Origin of the sequence: Actinomadura sp. DC4 (genome assembly GCF_030406325.1) — a bacterium.
GTDB lineage: Bacteria > Actinomycetota > Actinomycetes > Streptosporangiales > Streptosporangiaceae > Actinoallomurus.
The window spans coordinates 165846-178714 of sequence record NZ_JAUEQY010000016.1 but is presented as its reverse complement, the minus strand read 5'-3'; the positions used below and the strand labels follow the sequence as shown (position 1 = coordinate 178714).

23 protein-coding genes and 1 pseudogene are annotated in these 12869 nt (G+C 71.5%); all 24 read right to left on the bottom strand.

Features of this window, described 5'->3' with window-relative positions; translation table 11 throughout:
* Positions 1-44: 44 nt before the first annotated feature.
* The 24 genes and pseudogenes from QWU11_RS26000 to QWU11_RS25885 all read right to left on the bottom strand — a co-directional run bounded on the left by QWU11_RS26000 (position 45) and on the right by QWU11_RS25885 (position 12770).
* Complete coding sequence (locus QWU11_RS26000; protein ID WP_290117024.1) at positions 45-674, bottom strand: hypothetical protein; 630 nt, start codon at positions 672-674, stop codon at positions 45-47.
* Positions 667-852, bottom strand: coding sequence for a hypothetical protein (locus QWU11_RS25995; RefSeq protein WP_290117023.1), 186 nt, complete (start codon positions 850-852; stop codon positions 667-669). The genes QWU11_RS26000 and QWU11_RS25995 overlap by 8 nt, the downstream gene beginning before the upstream one ends.
* Positions 845-2491 carry a UvrD-helicase domain-containing protein gene (locus QWU11_RS25990; protein WP_290117022.1) on the bottom strand — a complete coding sequence of 549 codons (1647 nt, stop codon included), beginning with the start codon at positions 2489-2491 and terminating at the stop codon, positions 845-847. The genes QWU11_RS25995 and QWU11_RS25990 overlap by 8 nt, the downstream gene beginning before the upstream one ends.
* Before the next feature lie 86 nt (positions 2492-2577).
* Positions 2578-2781 carry a hypothetical protein gene (locus QWU11_RS25985; protein WP_290117021.1) on the bottom strand — a complete coding sequence of 68 codons (204 nt, stop codon included), beginning with the start codon at positions 2779-2781 and terminating at the stop codon, positions 2578-2580.
* Positions 2782-2789: 8 nt separating this feature from the next.
* Entirely contained in the window at positions 2790-3113 is a 324-nt protein-coding gene (locus QWU11_RS25980) for a hypothetical protein (RefSeq protein ID WP_290117020.1), read from the bottom strand.
* Positions 3110-3625: a hypothetical protein gene (locus tag QWU11_RS25975; protein ID WP_290117019.1), complete on the bottom strand. Its 516-nt coding sequence runs from the start codon at positions 3623-3625 to the stop codon at positions 3110-3112. Before QWU11_RS25975 ends, QWU11_RS25980 begins: the two co-directional genes overlap by 4 nt.
* Before the next feature lie 71 nt (positions 3626-3696).
* Entirely contained in the window at positions 3697-4476 is a 780-nt protein-coding gene (locus tag QWU11_RS25970) for a hypothetical protein (RefSeq protein WP_290117018.1), read from the bottom strand.
* 17 nt (positions 4477-4493) lie between these two features.
* Entirely contained in the window at positions 4494-5321 is an 828-nt protein-coding gene (locus QWU11_RS25965; protein ID WP_290117017.1) for a hypothetical protein, read from the bottom strand.
* Positions 5318-5797: a hypothetical protein gene (locus QWU11_RS25960; RefSeq protein WP_290117016.1), complete on the bottom strand. Its 480-nt coding sequence runs from the start codon at positions 5795-5797 to the stop codon at positions 5318-5320. The genes QWU11_RS25965 and QWU11_RS25960 overlap by 4 nt, the downstream gene beginning before the upstream one ends.
* Entirely contained in the window at positions 5794-6042 is a 249-nt protein-coding gene (locus tag QWU11_RS25955; RefSeq protein WP_290117015.1) for a hypothetical protein, read from the bottom strand. Before QWU11_RS25955 ends, QWU11_RS25960 begins: the two co-directional genes overlap by 4 nt.
* On the bottom strand, positions 6039-6401 hold the full coding sequence (locus tag QWU11_RS25950; RefSeq protein WP_290117014.1) for a hypothetical protein: 363 nt from the start codon (positions 6399-6401) through the stop codon (positions 6039-6041). Before QWU11_RS25950 ends, QWU11_RS25955 begins: the two co-directional genes overlap by 4 nt.
* Positions 6394-6906 carry a hypothetical protein gene (locus QWU11_RS25945; protein ID WP_290117013.1) on the bottom strand — a complete coding sequence of 171 codons (513 nt, stop codon included), beginning with the start codon at positions 6904-6906 and terminating at the stop codon, positions 6394-6396. Before QWU11_RS25945 ends, QWU11_RS25950 begins: the two co-directional genes overlap by 8 nt.
* Positions 6903-7949: a hypothetical protein gene (locus QWU11_RS25940; RefSeq protein WP_290117012.1), complete on the bottom strand. Its 1047-nt coding sequence runs from the start codon at positions 7947-7949 to the stop codon at positions 6903-6905. The genes QWU11_RS25945 and QWU11_RS25940 overlap by 4 nt, the downstream gene beginning before the upstream one ends.
* Entirely contained in the window at positions 7942-8322 is a 381-nt protein-coding gene (locus QWU11_RS25935; protein WP_290117011.1) for a hypothetical protein, read from the bottom strand. The genes QWU11_RS25940 and QWU11_RS25935 overlap by 8 nt, the downstream gene beginning before the upstream one ends.
* A gap of 59 nt (positions 8323-8381) precedes the next feature.
* The gene (locus QWU11_RS25930) at positions 8382-8699 is read right to left on the bottom strand and encodes a hypothetical protein (RefSeq protein ID WP_290117010.1); all 318 of its coding nucleotides are present in this window, start codon (positions 8697-8699) and stop codon (positions 8382-8384) included.
* Positions 8696-9067, bottom strand: coding sequence for a hypothetical protein (locus tag QWU11_RS25925; protein ID WP_290117009.1), 372 nt, complete (start codon positions 9065-9067; stop codon positions 8696-8698). Before QWU11_RS25925 ends, QWU11_RS25930 begins: the two co-directional genes overlap by 4 nt.
* Positions 9060-9254 (bottom strand): helix-turn-helix domain-containing protein, encoded by a 195-nt coding sequence (locus tag QWU11_RS25920; RefSeq protein WP_290117008.1) that lies wholly within the window; start codon positions 9252-9254, stop codon positions 9060-9062. The genes QWU11_RS25925 and QWU11_RS25920 overlap by 8 nt, the downstream gene beginning before the upstream one ends.
* Before the next feature lie 20 nt (positions 9255-9274).
* A complete protein-coding gene (locus tag QWU11_RS25915; RefSeq protein ID WP_290117099.1) occupies positions 9275-9886 on the bottom strand; it encodes a histone-like nucleoid-structuring protein Lsr2 in 612 nt (203 codons plus the stop codon).
* A 39-nt stretch (positions 9887-9925) separates the two neighbouring features.
* Positions 9926-10138 (bottom strand): annotated as a pseudogene (locus tag QWU11_RS25910) (WhiB family transcriptional regulator); the annotation flags it as partial.
* On the bottom strand, positions 10138-10626 hold the full coding sequence (locus QWU11_RS25905) for a hypothetical protein (RefSeq protein ID WP_290117007.1): 489 nt from the start codon (positions 10624-10626) through the stop codon (positions 10138-10140). The gene QWU11_RS25905 and the pseudogene QWU11_RS25910, both read right to left, overlap by 1 nt.
* Positions 10623-11501 (bottom strand): hypothetical protein, encoded by an 879-nt coding sequence (locus tag QWU11_RS25900; protein WP_290117006.1) that lies wholly within the window; start codon positions 11499-11501, stop codon positions 10623-10625. Before QWU11_RS25900 ends, QWU11_RS25905 begins: the two co-directional genes overlap by 4 nt.
* A complete protein-coding gene (locus QWU11_RS25895) occupies positions 11498-11665 on the bottom strand; it encodes a hypothetical protein (RefSeq protein ID WP_290117005.1) in 168 nt (55 codons plus the stop codon). Before QWU11_RS25895 ends, QWU11_RS25900 begins: the two co-directional genes overlap by 4 nt.
* Positions 11662-11871 (bottom strand): hypothetical protein, encoded by a 210-nt coding sequence (locus QWU11_RS25890; RefSeq protein WP_290117004.1) that lies wholly within the window; start codon positions 11869-11871, stop codon positions 11662-11664. Before QWU11_RS25890 ends, QWU11_RS25895 begins: the two co-directional genes overlap by 4 nt.
* Positions 11868-12770 (bottom strand): hypothetical protein, encoded by a 903-nt coding sequence (locus QWU11_RS25885; protein ID WP_290117003.1) that lies wholly within the window; start codon positions 12768-12770, stop codon positions 11868-11870. The genes QWU11_RS25890 and QWU11_RS25885 overlap by 4 nt, the downstream gene beginning before the upstream one ends.
* Positions 12771-12869 lie beyond the last annotated feature (99 nt).

The window sequence follows — 12869 nt, the reverse complement described above, 5'->3', positions numbered from 1 at the left end:
CTGCGGTGCGCGGTATGTCGGGGACAGGGATGCAGGCGGTGCGGTTACGTGGTCTCGGGTTCAGGGGCGTCGGGGGCGCCACGGCCGTCCAAGACAGCGAGGGTGTCGACTGCCTGGTCGATGGCTTGCGCGCGGATGGAAGTGGCGATGGTCATCTCGCACAGGCGCCGTACCCGCGCGATCGTGGCCTCGGCCCTGTTGGACGTGTCGTGCGCGATGCTGAGGAGATCCTCGACCTGTTCGGCGCGGGCCTCGGCCTGGGCGAGCCGGCCCGCGAGGTGTGCGGTGTGCTCGCCGAAGACGGCCAGGGCGACCTCGGCGAGGTGCCCCGTCCAGTCCTGGAGGCGCCCGGTCCAGCGCTCGCACCCGCAGGCGCTGGCCCCATATGGTTGGCCACCAGTGAGCAGGTAGTGCCCACGCAGCGCCGTCGTCATCCGGTCCAGCAGGTCACCGTGGTCGGCGGTGAGCGCGGCCAGCATGCGGTCGGCGATGTCGCGTCCCCAGCCCGCAGCGATGCTCGCCGCGATCTCGGCGAGTTGCTCCCGCGTGGTGCCGTCGGCGGTGCTCCAGATCCCGTAGTTACCGAGCGGGTACATCAGTGCCCAGCGGGTGACGATCGCGGTCAGCTGTTCACGCAGGCCACCGGTGGTGCCCAGCTCGTCGGGCTCAGACACGAGGGCCCTCCTGCCATGTCTTGCCGCAACGGCATTCGTGCCAGTCCTCGCCATGGCCTTCGGGGAGCTGGCAGACGCACACGGCGGTGTCGTCGCGCCACTCGTCGAGGCAGATGTAGTCGGTGGGCGGGTCGTGGCGTCCGGGTCCGGGCTCAGCGGTCACGGTCGAGTCAGCCACGGTTCGCCTCCGTGTAGTGGTCGATCCAGGCGAGGCCGGTCCGGTCGAGGCCTTCGCGGGCGCGGGTGACGGCGACGTACGCGAGCATCGCGTCGTCGGCGGGCACGCCCTGGTCCTCGCCGTCGTCGCCGACGGCCTTGGGCCGCGGGAAGTCGTTCGCGATGCGGACGCTGGTCCACTCGCGGCCCTTGGCCTTGTGGACGGTGGAGACGGTGACGTCGGCGTGCTGCTCGACGACGAGGTTCTCCACCACGTCGATGATCACCTCGGGGCCGTACTCGTCGACGAGCTTCACGAACGTCTTCAGGTCGCTGCCCTCGGAGTCCTGTTCGACGTACTCCTGCAGCTCACCCCAGGTTTTGAAGGCGTACAGCTCGGGGTGGGAGCAGCCCTTCCCCGCCTTGAGGGTGACGGCGGCTTCGGCGAGGCGGCGGACTTCGCGGCCGCCGCCGACGAGCGCTGCCCGCTTCCCCGCGGTGAGGGCGGCCATGACCTGCCGGACGGTTTCGCTGTTGCCGCGGCACAGGATCGCGGCCGGCTCGTCGAGGGGGCCGATGGTGGAGGTGATCTGGTCGTAGCCGGTGAGGCGCAGGCCGGTGTCGAGCACGGCCAGCCACTTGTTGGCCTCGCGGGCGATCGTGTCGCCGAACCGGAAGGACTGGGAGAGCCGGAGCCGTGTCCCGTCGAAGCCGGCCATGGCGTCGCGGGCGCCGCGCCACCCGTAGATGGCCTGGGCGCGGTCACCGACGAGGATCCGCTGCGCGTGGCCCTGGGCGGCGACGATGGCGGCGATGACGGGGTTGGCGTCCTGGGCTTCGTCGAGCATGACGTAGTCGGCGGGCAGGACGGGCCCGGACAGCTGCCACATCTTCAGGTAGTGGTCGTGCTGGAACCTCAGCTGCCCGTCGGGGCTGCCGAGGTCGTCCCACATGCGGCGGGCGTACGGGAGGAGTTCGGCGCGGAGCATCGTGACGGTGGCGTGGTCGTCGAGGCCGGCGACGCGCGGCACGTGCCACGGCTCGATCTGCGCGGTGTCGCCGTAGCAGAAGCGGGTGACGGTGTCGGAGACCATGCGGGCCTGCATGGAGGGGGTGAGGAGCCGGTCGCCGGGGGTCTTGAGGGTGCTGGTGATGCGGAGCAGCCGGGCTGTCTCGCGGGCGGGCACCCTCGGGCCGTTGAGGCGGTGACCGAACTGGTTGCCGATCGCGCGGAACGCCAGGGAGTGCGCGGTGGCGCAGTTCACCCAGGGGGTGAAGCCGCGGCGGGCGTCGTCGGCGATGGCGCGGTTGAACGCGATGTAGGTGCCGCGTCGGCGGCCCGCGATGGCCGCGACCATCTTGAGGCTGCTGGTCTTGCCGGATCCGGCGCCGGCTTCGATGACGAGGTTCCCGCCGGCGGCGAAGGCCTCGACGGTGGCCTGCTGTTCGGGGGTGGGGGTGTGGCCGGTGAGCTGCGCGACGGCTGCGGCGGTCGGCGGCGGCGCGGGCGCGGGCGTGAGGGGGGTGGGCTGGTCGTCGGCGGGCTGCAGGAACGCGGGCAGGCCCGGCGCGGGCGGCCCGGCGGGCGGCTCTTCGGTGGGCTGGGTGAAGGCCGGCGGCGCCGGGTCGAGGTCGGCGGGCTGAGCGAATGGGAAGGTCACGTCGTCTCCTGTCGGGAGGGCTGTTTCGCGTGCCCCGTCTCCGCGCTCGAGCGGCTGCCAGGCCGGGCCTGGGGACGGGGCGGCCATCAGGTCTTGGGGACGGGCCGAGGGTCCGGAAGGTCGTTGCATTTCCAGCACGGGCAGGGCTTGTCCGGGTCGCCGAAGAAGTGCCAGTAGGAGCACGTGGGAGCGTGGTTGTCGTCTTTGGGCGTGCGCTCCCAGCCGCAGAAACCGCAGTCACGGCGCGCTGGCCTGTCCGGCAGGCCCTCCGGCGAGTCGGGTATCTCCATGCCGCCGGTCATGCGGGGTCGCCGCCTCGCCGGTCGATCGCCTCGGCCCACACCTGGGCGACGGCGGCGACCTGGATCAGCTCGGTACGCAGCTTGGCCGGGTCCATCGCGGCGAAGGCCTCGAAGACCTCTTCATGGAGGATGCCGCGCCACGTCGTGCCTCCCAGGCGGGCCGCCTCGTCGACGTCCAGCTGCACCCGGTTGGCCGCGTCGCGCCAGCGCTGATCTCCGGTGCCGTCGTCGTGATTCTGCTCGCCCCACTTCGCGTCCTGGCGGGCCCGTTCATCGCGGGTGTCCCGCTCGACGCGGGACAGGGGCGTCGGGTAGCTCATCGGCCGGTCACGCCCTTCGTGACGGCCTCGGTGATCAGGTCGGCCGCCTGGGCGCGTACGGCGTCGACGACCTTCTGCCGCTCGTCCTTGATGACCGCGCCGAGCTCGGCGCGCATCTCCTTCTCGACCATCTCTCGGATGAGCTTCCGGCCGAGCGGCTCGGCGTTGCGGCTGTGGGGGTCCCTGACGCTCTGGAGGACCGTGCGCGCCTCCTCGACGACGACCTCACACATCGAGAGCGGCTCGCCGATCGGCGTGCCGTAGGAGCTGGTCCGCTGAATGGGCTTGGCGACCGCGTCGGCGATCATGGGGGTGATCTGCGTGCGGATCTCCTCATCGCGGATCTCGCGGATCCGCGCCCTGAGGGTTCGCCAGTCGTCAGTCTCCATGAACCGGCGGGCTATCTCGGCGATGACGAGGTCTCCGATGGTCATCGCTTCGTCGGCGGGTCCGTAGTAGCCAGGGATGACGGTGCTGAGGTCGATGTCGCCGACCTTCACTTCGATCTGCACTGCGTTCTCCTTGTCGGTGGGTGGCGGGGCGGGCCGCCGGGGAAGTGCGGCCCGCCCCTGGTGGGTGGGGGTCAGGCGCCCTGCGGCGGCGCGGGCGGGAGCTGCCCGCCGCCCTGGGCGATCTTCTGCAGGAGCGCCTGGACCTCGGGCGTGGGGTTGTTGAGGTCCATCTGTGGTGCGGTGGCCGGCGGCGCGGGCTGGGGCTGCTGCTGGGCGTACTGCTGCGGCTGGGGTGCCGGGGCGGCGGCCTGCTGCGGCGGCCCGTACTGGGGCTGCGGTGCCTGCGGCGCGTACTGCTGGGGCGGCGCGGCCGCGGGCGCGGGGGCCGGCTGCGGGGCGTACTGCTGCGGCATGCCCTGGGGCGGGTACTGCTGCTGCGGGCCCTGCGCGTACTGCTGGGGCGCCTGCTGCTGCGCCTGGGGTGCCGGGGCGGGCGCGGGCCGGTTCTGCTGCTGGCCGGCGGGCTGACCGAAGTTGTTCAGCGGGTTCGCGTTCAGCCACGCCGTGCCGTACTGCTCGTCGCCTGGCGCGTACGGGCCGAGGACCCACGCCAGGTTGTCGCCCTTGCCCGGCGCCTGCGTGATGCGGCCCAGGACCATTTCGCCGGTCCTCAGGGCCTTGCCGAGCTTGCCGACGATCCCGGGGTGGGTGTCGTTGACGTGCTGCTGCAGGACGGGGTTCGGGCTGTTGAGGTCGACCATGTCGAAGACCGCGTGCGGCTTGTCGGCGCTGGCGAGGCTGTCGTACTTCTCGCCGATCTGGTGGACCTTGGTGATGAGGATGAGGTGCCCGTGGGCCTCGGCGGGCTTGAACCAGTCCCCGGAGGACGGCTGGTTGAACGGTGTGGACATGCGTTGTTCTCCTGTTTCTATGCGGCCTTGGCCGCGTTGGTGCGGGTGCGGGTCTTGGGCGGGACGTTGCCGGGGCAGCCGGCGCCCAGGTCGGTGGAGGCGGGTTTGAACCACGGGCACCACTTGCACCCGAAGCTCGGGACGGCGGGGATGAGCTCCCACATCGGGGGGTTCGCCTCGGGGTCGATGGCGACGATGAGGTCGCGGATGGCGTAGATCCGGGCGATGGCGTCGAGGGCGATCTGCCGGTCGTACGGCTCGCGCCAGATCCACATGCCGGATAGGTAGCCGGTGCGGGGCAGGACGGCGAGGACGACTTCCTTGGGGCGGTAGCCGGCGAGTTCCCAGCCGAGGCCGTAGGTGTGGCCTTGGACGCGGTACTCGCGGCGTGGTCCCTCCGCCTTGTACTTGCGGATCATGGAGTCGCCGACGACTTTCCAGTCGATGACGCGGTCGTGGAGGGTGTCGTACAGGTCGCAGGAACCGCCGGGGATGAGCGGCGGTGCGATGGTGAGGCGCTGTTCGACGAGCCACCGGCCGCCGAGCTCGGGCCGGGAGAACGCTGCTTCGGCCCAGTTGTGGTAGCCGGTGCCGAGGATGGAGGCGAGTGGGTCGCCGCCGGTGTTGGCCTTGTCCCAGTCGAGGATCTTGTAGGCGAGGCGCCGGTCGCACGCGGCGCCGATCTCGGACGGGCCGATCGAGGACTGCCGGGACCGGGGGGCGTTGCGGGAGGCGTCGAGGATGATGTGCTTCAGCTCCCCGGCGATGGCGTCGTCGCCGTCGGCGCCGGGCTGGCCGAGCTGCGTGCCGCCGGCCTCGGGCTGGGTGAACGTCGGCGCGGTCATCTGCTGACCTCGCCTGGCCGAGGCGTGGTGTCCCGGATCTTCCGTACGGGCGTGCGCTCGTTGGCCTCGCCGCGCCAGGCCTCCCAGATGCACCATCCCGGCCCGTCGGTGGAGGCGGCCAGCGACAGATTTCCGTTCGGGTCCTTGCCCCAGGAGAACCGGCCGATCTCACCGTCGTCGAACTCCCAGACCTCGAATTGCTTGGGCTCCGGCCCGGTCGGCTGTGGGGCGACGGGCTGGTGGTCGGGGGCCAGGATGTTCGCGTGCACCCACACGCCGGCGAGCAGGACGATCACGTCGCCGCACTGCTCACACCAGTCGGTGGTCAGCGCCGGCGCCTGGTGCCAGCGGCTGTGCGCGGTGGCGTCGAGGACGATCGCGCCGCAGCGGCCGCAGACGGCGAGGGGGTTGTCGGGGTGGGCGTCGCTGCCGCCGGGCAGCCAGAACTCCCCGTACTCGATCTCGGGTGCGCTCATCGGGCACCCCAGTCACACGACAAGCCCCCGGCGCGGTAGCCGTCGTAGATCACGCACGTGACCGGGGGTCCGCCGTCGACCTTGACGTGCACGACCGTGAGGTCCTGACTGCTGTCGGCGCTGGTGAACGGCGCGGTCGGGTTCCCGTTGGGTTCCCCGGCTGCACCACCGGAGCCGCAACCCGCGAGCACGAGCGCGACGGCGGCCGTGATGACGGCGGCGGCGGACAGGACGCGGTACTTCATCGCGGTACCTCCGTCATGATGTGGCGCTCCCAGCGCTGTGCGAGGGTCGTGTCGATGGAGTGGTTCGGCCGGATCGACCCGAGGCTCTTGCCGCACTGGCAGGTGCCGTACAGCTCGCAGTCGCCGTACTCGACGACCAGGGAGTGGCCGCCCGCCTTGGTCGCGGGGAACTCCGGGTCCGGCTTCGTATGCGGCTCGACCTTCACCGAGTTCTTGTCGAACGTGATGAGGTGCCCGGTGTTCGTCTGGCAGGTGACATCAAGGATCCGGGTGTCGGTCCCGTTCACGAGTAGCTCGCGGTCCAGCCGCGCGCCCTTGAGGGTGATGTCGTACCGGCCCGGCTGAAACGCCTCAGGCATCGCGCACCGCCGTGGGGATGACGCCGCCGCGGGCGTACGTGGCGGGGCCGGCGGCGAGCCGCCAGGCGGTGATCTGCTTCTCGCCGATCCAGCCCGTACGGCGACAGGGCTCGTCGAAGCGGCCGAGGATCTCGATGACGAGGTCGCGGAGCCGGCCGACCTCGCGGACGAGCTGGTCGCCTTCGCGGAGGCCGGTGCCGATGACGAGTTCGCTGTCGTGGCCGGGCCTCGGCGGGATGCTCATTCGCCAGCGGTCCGGGCCGCCCTCGGCGATGAGGTGGAGTTCGGTGGCGGCCTGGTCGATGCGGGTCTGGGACTCGATGAGGTCGATCGCGACGGGTTCGCGGAGCCGGTCGAGTTGCTGCCGCAGGGTCGCGGCCTCTGCGCGGGCTGCCTCGGCTTCGCGGTGGGCCTGGACGAGGTCCCACTGGTACTGCGTCTCGGTCGGCGTGGGGCGGTGGAAGGTCGCCCGGCTGAGGTCCCGGAGGAATGCGCGGAAGGTCATCGGGTGCAGGCCTCGCACTCAGGGTTGGGGGTGGGCATGTGGTCGACGCAGCCCTCACGGACGGCGGCTGCGGCGGGGGGAGGGTCGGTGCGGCCGGTGAGCTTCCGGAAGAGCCGCTCGACGTCGCTGCCGTCCATGCCGTGGTGGCGTGCGAGGTCGCCCCAGACGAAGTCGCCGGTGCCGCCGACGAGGTCCGCGAGGAACTTCACGTCGCCGTCGGTCAGGTCGGGTCCGGCCGGCGGGGCCGAGGTGAGCCCATCGGCCGGGAGGAGCGCGGTCGCGACGGCGTCTAGGAGCAGCTGCGTGTTGAGGAGTTCGCTAGGCTCGTTGGTAGTCGCGCGGACGTGAGCGACGACGGCCCGGACGGCGGCGTGCACGCGGGCGTTGGCGGCCTCGGCGACGTCGGCCCGACGGCGGTGCTTCCACAGCGCCGCGCACGCCTGGTTGTACGCCCAGCGGGTCGGCGCGTCGGCGAGGCGCCGGGCGACCAGTTCGGCTTCCGCGAGGCGGTTGTCGTGGTCCATCTCAACGCAGCGGGTTGCGCGGTCGAGCTCGCGGAGGATGCCGGTGATGACCTCCAGGCGCCGCTCGGCCGTGGCGTCGTTCCACCGGCGGATCCACTGCGCGGGCGTCGGCATGCTGTGCTCGGGCCCAGGGTCGTCGGCTTCGCCCGCGCGCAGCCGCGCCAGCTCGGCGTACGCCTGCTGCAGTTCCTGGATGGCGGGGACCGCGAGGGCGACGTCGGTGAACGCCGCGCAGTGGTCCTCGGGTGACGCTTCGATGCGTTCGTGTGCGCGGCGGTAGTGCTCCTGGGTGAGCGCATCGTGCAGCTGCTCGCGCAGGCCCTCTCCTCCGGGCCACTCGACGACCGCGCCCTGGTATTCCTTCACCGCTTCGTCGATGGAGGTGGCCACGGTGGCGAAGCCGCGCTCTGGATCGTCCAGAACCACGACGCGGGCGGACGGGAACTCGGCGCCGTCGAGCTGACGGCCGCCGGGGAGCCGGAGACGGAAGCTTCGGGCGAAGGTCATGGGGTCAGCCACGGTTCGCCTCTTCCGGGTCGAGGAGGACGTACTTGCGTGCCGCCTTCGACGGCACGGTGTACCGCTTGACGAGCTCGGGGTTGTCCTTGCCGAGGGCTTTCTGGTCGAGGTGGCTGCCGGGCTTGCTCCACTTCCAGGTGACAACCGCCCGCCCGTTGACGCGGGCTTCGGTCGCGTTGCCCATCCGCCGCTGGATCTGCTCGCGGGTGTCGTCGCGGGCGGTGACGAGTTCGGCGAGCAGCGCTTTGTGAGCCTCTTCGAGCCGGTTGATTTCGGCGGTGAGGAGCCGGTCGGCTTCGATCAGCCCGGCGATGTCGTCGAGGTCGACGGTTTTCGCCGGCGGGCTGGCCGCGGTGTCGTTGTTCGTGGTCATCCGTTCTCCGTTGTCGCTGGTCGGCACTGCATCAGGTGGCGGGCGTTAAGGTCGCGTCCTCACGTCTTGCCGGTACCGGGTTCGTCTGCCGGGTGGTCGAGTTCGAACGACGCGAGTTCGACGGCGACGCGGGCCGTGAGCCCGCCGGCGCCGGGACCGGTCAGGCCGTGCACGGCCACGGCCGTGCTGACGTGGCAGGCGACGGTGAGGACGATGCGGGCGATCGTCACGTCGTCGACGTCGGGGTGCTGCTGCCGGAGCTGATCGGCGAGCCCGCGTTCCAGGTCCTCGCACGGGCAGCCGGGGGCGCAGGGCATCCGCACGCCGCGGAGCTCGCGCAGGAGGGTCCGCTCTACGGGGGTCAACGGGCTGTTCATGCGGTCCTCCTGAGTCGTGCGTCTCGGTCGTGTTGCTCGCCGACGGTGGTCTTCGCCGCGGCGTACTGGGCGGGGCTGGAGCGGCGTTTCCCGGACGCGATGGCGCGGGCGTCGACCGCAGCCCAGGAGTCGGCGGCCGTGGCGTACCGGTCGCGGAGCGCGTACGTCGCGTATGCGGGGCAGGTGTCGTCGCCGCAGAGGCAGCGGCCCGGCGCGCAGTACGCGCCCTGGCCCGGTTCGGGGCGGCCGGCGAGCGCCGCGGGCGTGTGTGCGGGGCAGCGCCGCCCGAGCAGGTACATGCGGGTGCCGGGCGCGAGGCAGCGGCGGGACTCGCCGCTGATCCAGTGCGTGCACAGGTCCTCAGGCATCGGCGCCCGCCTTACGGACGAGGGTGAGCTCGTAGCCGAGGGCGTCGACGTGGCTGAGGAACGTGGACAGACGCGCGTCACGGCCGGTCTCGATACCGGACACGCAACCCTGGGTGAGGCCGGCCCGCGCGGCCACGGCCTCCTGGGTGAGGGACTGGCGGTGACGCTCGTCGACGAGCTCAGCCACGAGCGGGTGCGGCTCCCCCATCACGCACTCGCCTTCGCGGCGAGGTACATGTCGACGATGGCCTGCGGTACGCGGCCGATCGGCGAGCACTCGATGCCCTTCTCAGCCGCCCAGGCACGGACCTCCTTCGACGTCGGCCCATCGCCGGGTGCGCGCCGCGCGGTGGCCTTCCCGGGCCGGATCTCTTTCAGCTGCGACCGCGCGGCCGCGAGCTTCTCCTCCAGCGCGCTGATCTCGTCGCGGATCTGCGCCTCGGCCGCCTCGGTCCGGACCCGCTCGCGGAGGTCGTCGACGGCAGTCCGGGCCTTCTCGGCCGCGGTCCGGGTCGCTGCGGTCTCGGACTGCTCAGCGCGGTGGAGCAGCCTCTCCAGGCCGGTCAGGTCGAAGTCGTCGTCTTCGTCGGGCTGGTCGTGGCTGGACAGGTCGACGTCGGCGCTGGCCGCGGGCTCGTCGTGCTGGCTGCCGATGACGACCGTGTCGGTGTGCGGGTCGAGGCTCCAGCCGTCCGTACGGCTGATGAGTGCGGTGATCTGCTGGCGGGGCCGGTCGTACGCCTGCGCGACGTCCTTGACGGTCCGGCCGTCGAGGAGCGCCTCGGTGATCTCGCTGGCGTAGGACTTCGGTTCAGGCATGGGGGTGACCTCCGGGGCCGCGCGGGAGGTGAGGGAGAGGAGAACGGACCGGCGCATGCTGCGTCGTTCGCCGCTGGTGGTGCCGCCCCAGACGCCGTGGTGGCCCTGGGCGAGCGCCTCGTCGAGGCAGTCCTCGCGGACCGGGCACAGGGACCGGCAGACCGCGAGCGTCGAGGCCGGTGGCGCGCCGATGGGGAAGAACAGTTCGGGGTCCATGCCCCGGCATCTGGCCCTGGTCTCCCATCCGGACATCACGCATCGGCTCCCCCGGCTTCGATGGGGTCGCCGTATCCGGCGGTGCGGATGAGCTGCACAGCGTCGGCGAGCAGCATCCGGACGGGCGCGGGGTCGAGAAGCGAGAAGGGCCCGGCCTGCTCGCCGAGCGTTTTGGCGAGGCTCCAGGCGACGATCTCGCCGAGTTGGTCGAGGCGCATGGCCGTCCACCAGCGGCCCGCGTTGGCTTCACCGACACCCGGCCGGCGTACGACCAGGACGCCGATGTCGGCGCCGGAGTTGATCCGCTCGGTCTCGGTCTCGGCCAGCCACGCGTTGATCTGCCCGTCGGTCACGGGCCGGTTGCGGGCCTTCACTTCCCAGCAGATGCCGACCGTGCCGATGATGTCGCCGAGGTCGTGTACGCCGGCGAGCGCGCGCCGCTCCGCCTGCGGGAAACCGTGCGCGCGGAGGAAGCGGACGACGGCGGTCTCCGCGCGCGTACCGATGTCCTTGGACTTGCTCATGCGGCGACCGCCTTCCTCTTCGCGCGGTCACGCGCGGCCTGCAGGGTGTTCTTGGCGACGCCGAGACGCTCTGCGGCCTGGGCGAGGGTGAAGCCTTCGCCGAGGAGCTCTTCGCTGTCCTCGAACAGCGCGGCGGCGCGGGTGGTCTGGTCTCCGAGGTCCGGCTGGGCGGCGGGATCGTCGATGGTGTCGTCGTCCCACGCTTGGGGCGGCACCCAGCCCTTGGCGGCGGCGCGATCGCGGACGAGCTGGGCCAGGCCGGGAATCGCACCGGCGGTGACGGGGTCGACGTTCCACAGTTCGTCGTAGATGTCGCGGACGCGGCGGGCGGTCGCGACGGTGACCCGCCGGTCGGGGCCGGCTGCCATCAGCGTCGTGAGTGGATGCTTCGTCGTGCCCGGGTTGAACCTGTCGGCGAGCTGGGAGACGGACCAGCCGATCGCGGACAGGGCGCGGAGCCGGCGCTGCGTGCCGATCCCGGGGACCCAGCCGTGCGGGGGGAGCTGTGTGACCGTCACCGCCAGGATCGCTTTCGCGCCGGCGGCGCCCATGCTTTTCGTCGGTGCTTCGCCGGAGCTGGGCCTGCCGTACAGGAGGCGGCCTATGACCTGCCGGTCGACGCCGGCGAGCTGGGCCACGCGCTGGTAGGACAGGCCGGCTTCCTGCAGGGCGCGGACGTGCTGCCGGACCGGTTCCGCGTCGACCCGGAGCCGGCGGCGGCCTGATCCGGTGGCGAGGCGGTACCGGTTCTGGCCGCGGGTGTTCGCGGCGCGGCAGTCATCACAGCGGCAGCTCTTGCCGGGCTGGTCGTCGATGTCCGGGCCGCGCAGGTAGCGCTTCCGCGTGCCGTGCGCGGGGATCGTCTTGGTCTTCACGCTGGCGCCCCTTCCGGCTCGCGGATGCAGGTGCAGGTGGGGGTGTGGTGGAGGCGGCCGGCCTCGCCCTGCTCGCCGGCGGGCGGGCGGAGCCCGGCCCAGACCGCGCCGAGGGCGGCGAGGACGACGGCCAGGGCGCCGCCGAGGAGCAGGGCGAGGATCATCGGCTGCCCTCCCGGTTCGTGCGGCGGGGGCGCTTGAGGAGCAGCGCGTGCGGCGTCACGAACAGCCAGCCGAGGAACAGCACCCCGAGAACCGGCGTCGGGTCCTGGCCCTTCTTGGCGCCGTGCGCGGCGACCACGCCGGCGAAGAGCGCGAGGAGGAGCCAGATGCTGATCACGGCGACGGTGCCGCGTTGGCGGGCCGTCACTCGGCGCCGTCCTGGACGAACGCACGGACCTCGTTCCAACGGTTGGAGACGGCGGTCAGCAGCGACCGTTCCTTCTCCATCGCGGCTGTGGCGCGGTCCCACCGGCGTTCGTTACGCCAGCCGGTGATCTCGTTACTGATCAGCGCGTCGAGCGTGGCCGGGTCGAGCGCGTCGAGCTCCCAGCTGGAGTAGCCGAACCGGCTGATATAGCTGGTCGAGCGCGAGTCGGTGAGCTTCGCCGGGTTCGGCGGCGGCGTGTACTCCTCGACCTGGTCCATGTTCAGCGCGATCCGGATGACCTTGACGTTCGCGTCGAAGAGCGCCAGCCGGTCCGCGATGTCGCGGGTCATGTCGATGCCGCTGGGGTCGTGGTCGCCGAGGTGGATCACGATCGGCTTCTGGCCGCGGTCCTCATACGTCCGCAGCCGCTGGGCGGCGCTCCACAGTTCCGACTGGGAGGTGTAGCCGCGGCATGAGAAGTAGTCGTGACGGTTGCAGACGCCGCTGATCACACCGACGAGGGCGTCCTTTTCGATCCAGACCTCGACCCTGTGCTTCTGGTCGGCCCACCGGTCGGTGAGGTAGCCGCGCGCCGAGCTGCGGATGATCTGGTCGGGTGAGTTCCAGTGGGACAGGCCGCGCAGGTTCCGGGTGCGGTCGACGATGTAGTTCCAGTCGAGCAGGCCGGCGAGGCGGGCGTCGTTGATGATCGAGCCGAGGCGCTTGTACTCGGTCTGCTTGTTGGCGAGCAGGTCGCGGGCGACGAATTGGTAGTACAGCTGCCGGAGCGTGAGGTCGTAGCCCTGGCGGGCGTAGTCCTCGCAGATCTCCTCGGCTTGGCGGATGATCGCGAGGCTGCCGTTGGAGAACGTCCGGGGGACGTATTCGATCTTGGGCATCAGGCGCCTGCCTTCGTGGTGAGGGCGCCGAGGAGCGCGCCGATGCAGCAGCCGATCGCGATGAGGCGGCAGGTCGGCAGGTCGGCGACGGCGGAGATG

What these genes read in the sequence shown, in the direction of transcription:
- QWU11_RS25935 (WP_290117011.1), bottom strand. Translation starts at nt 8,322, where the DNA reads ATGACCACGAACAACGACACCGCGGCCAGCCCGCCGGCGAAAACCGTC.
- QWU11_RS25925 (WP_290117009.1), bottom strand. Translation starts at nt 9,067, where the DNA reads ATGCCTGAGGACCTGTGCACGCACTGGATCAGCGGCGAGTCCCGCCGC.
- QWU11_RS25985 (WP_290117021.1), bottom strand. Translation starts at nt 2,781, where the DNA reads ATGGAGATACCCGACTCGCCGGAGGGCCTGCCGGACAGGCCAGCGCGC.
- QWU11_RS25970 (WP_290117018.1), bottom strand. Translation starts at nt 4,476, where the DNA reads ATGTCCACACCGTTCAACCAGCCGTCCTCCGGGGACTGGTTCAAGCCC.
- QWU11_RS25965 (WP_290117017.1), bottom strand. Translation starts at nt 5,321, where the DNA reads ATGACCGCGCCGACGTTCACCCAGCCCGAGGCCGGCGGCACGCAGCTC.
- QWU11_RS25950 (WP_290117014.1), bottom strand. Translation starts at nt 6,401, where the DNA reads ATGCCTGAGGCGTTTCAGCCGGGCCGGTACGACATCACCCTCAAGGGC.
- QWU11_RS25905 (WP_290117007.1), bottom strand. Translation starts at nt 10,626, where the DNA reads ATGAGCAAGTCCAAGGACATCGGTACGCGCGCGGAGACCGCCGTCGTC.
- QWU11_RS25945 (WP_290117013.1), bottom strand. Translation starts at nt 6,906, where the DNA reads ATGACCTTCCGCGCATTCCTCCGGGACCTCAGCCGGGCGACCTTCCAC.
- QWU11_RS25955 (WP_290117015.1), bottom strand. Translation starts at nt 6,042, where the DNA reads ATGAAGTACCGCGTCCTGTCCGCCGCCGCCGTCATCACGGCCGCCGTC.
- QWU11_RS25895 (WP_290117005.1), bottom strand. Translation starts at nt 11,665, where the DNA reads ATGATCCTCGCCCTGCTCCTCGGCGGCGCCCTGGCCGTCGTCCTCGCC.
- QWU11_RS25885 (WP_290117003.1), bottom strand. Translation starts at nt 12,770, where the DNA reads ATGCCCAAGATCGAATACGTCCCCCGGACGTTCTCCAACGGCAGCCTC.
- QWU11_RS25930 (WP_290117010.1), bottom strand. Translation starts at nt 8,699, where the DNA reads ATGAACAGCCCGTTGACCCCCGTAGAGCGGACCCTCCTGCGCGAGCTC.
- QWU11_RS25980 (WP_290117020.1), bottom strand. Translation starts at nt 3,113, where the DNA reads ATGAGCTACCCGACGCCCCTGTCCCGCGTCGAGCGGGACACCCGCGAT.
- QWU11_RS25960 (WP_290117016.1), bottom strand. Translation starts at nt 5,797, where the DNA reads ATGAGCGCACCCGAGATCGAGTACGGGGAGTTCTGGCTGCCCGGCGGC.
- QWU11_RS25915 (WP_290117099.1), bottom strand. Translation starts at nt 9,886, where the DNA reads ATGCCTGAACCGAAGTCCTACGCCAGCGAGATCACCGAGGCGCTCCTC.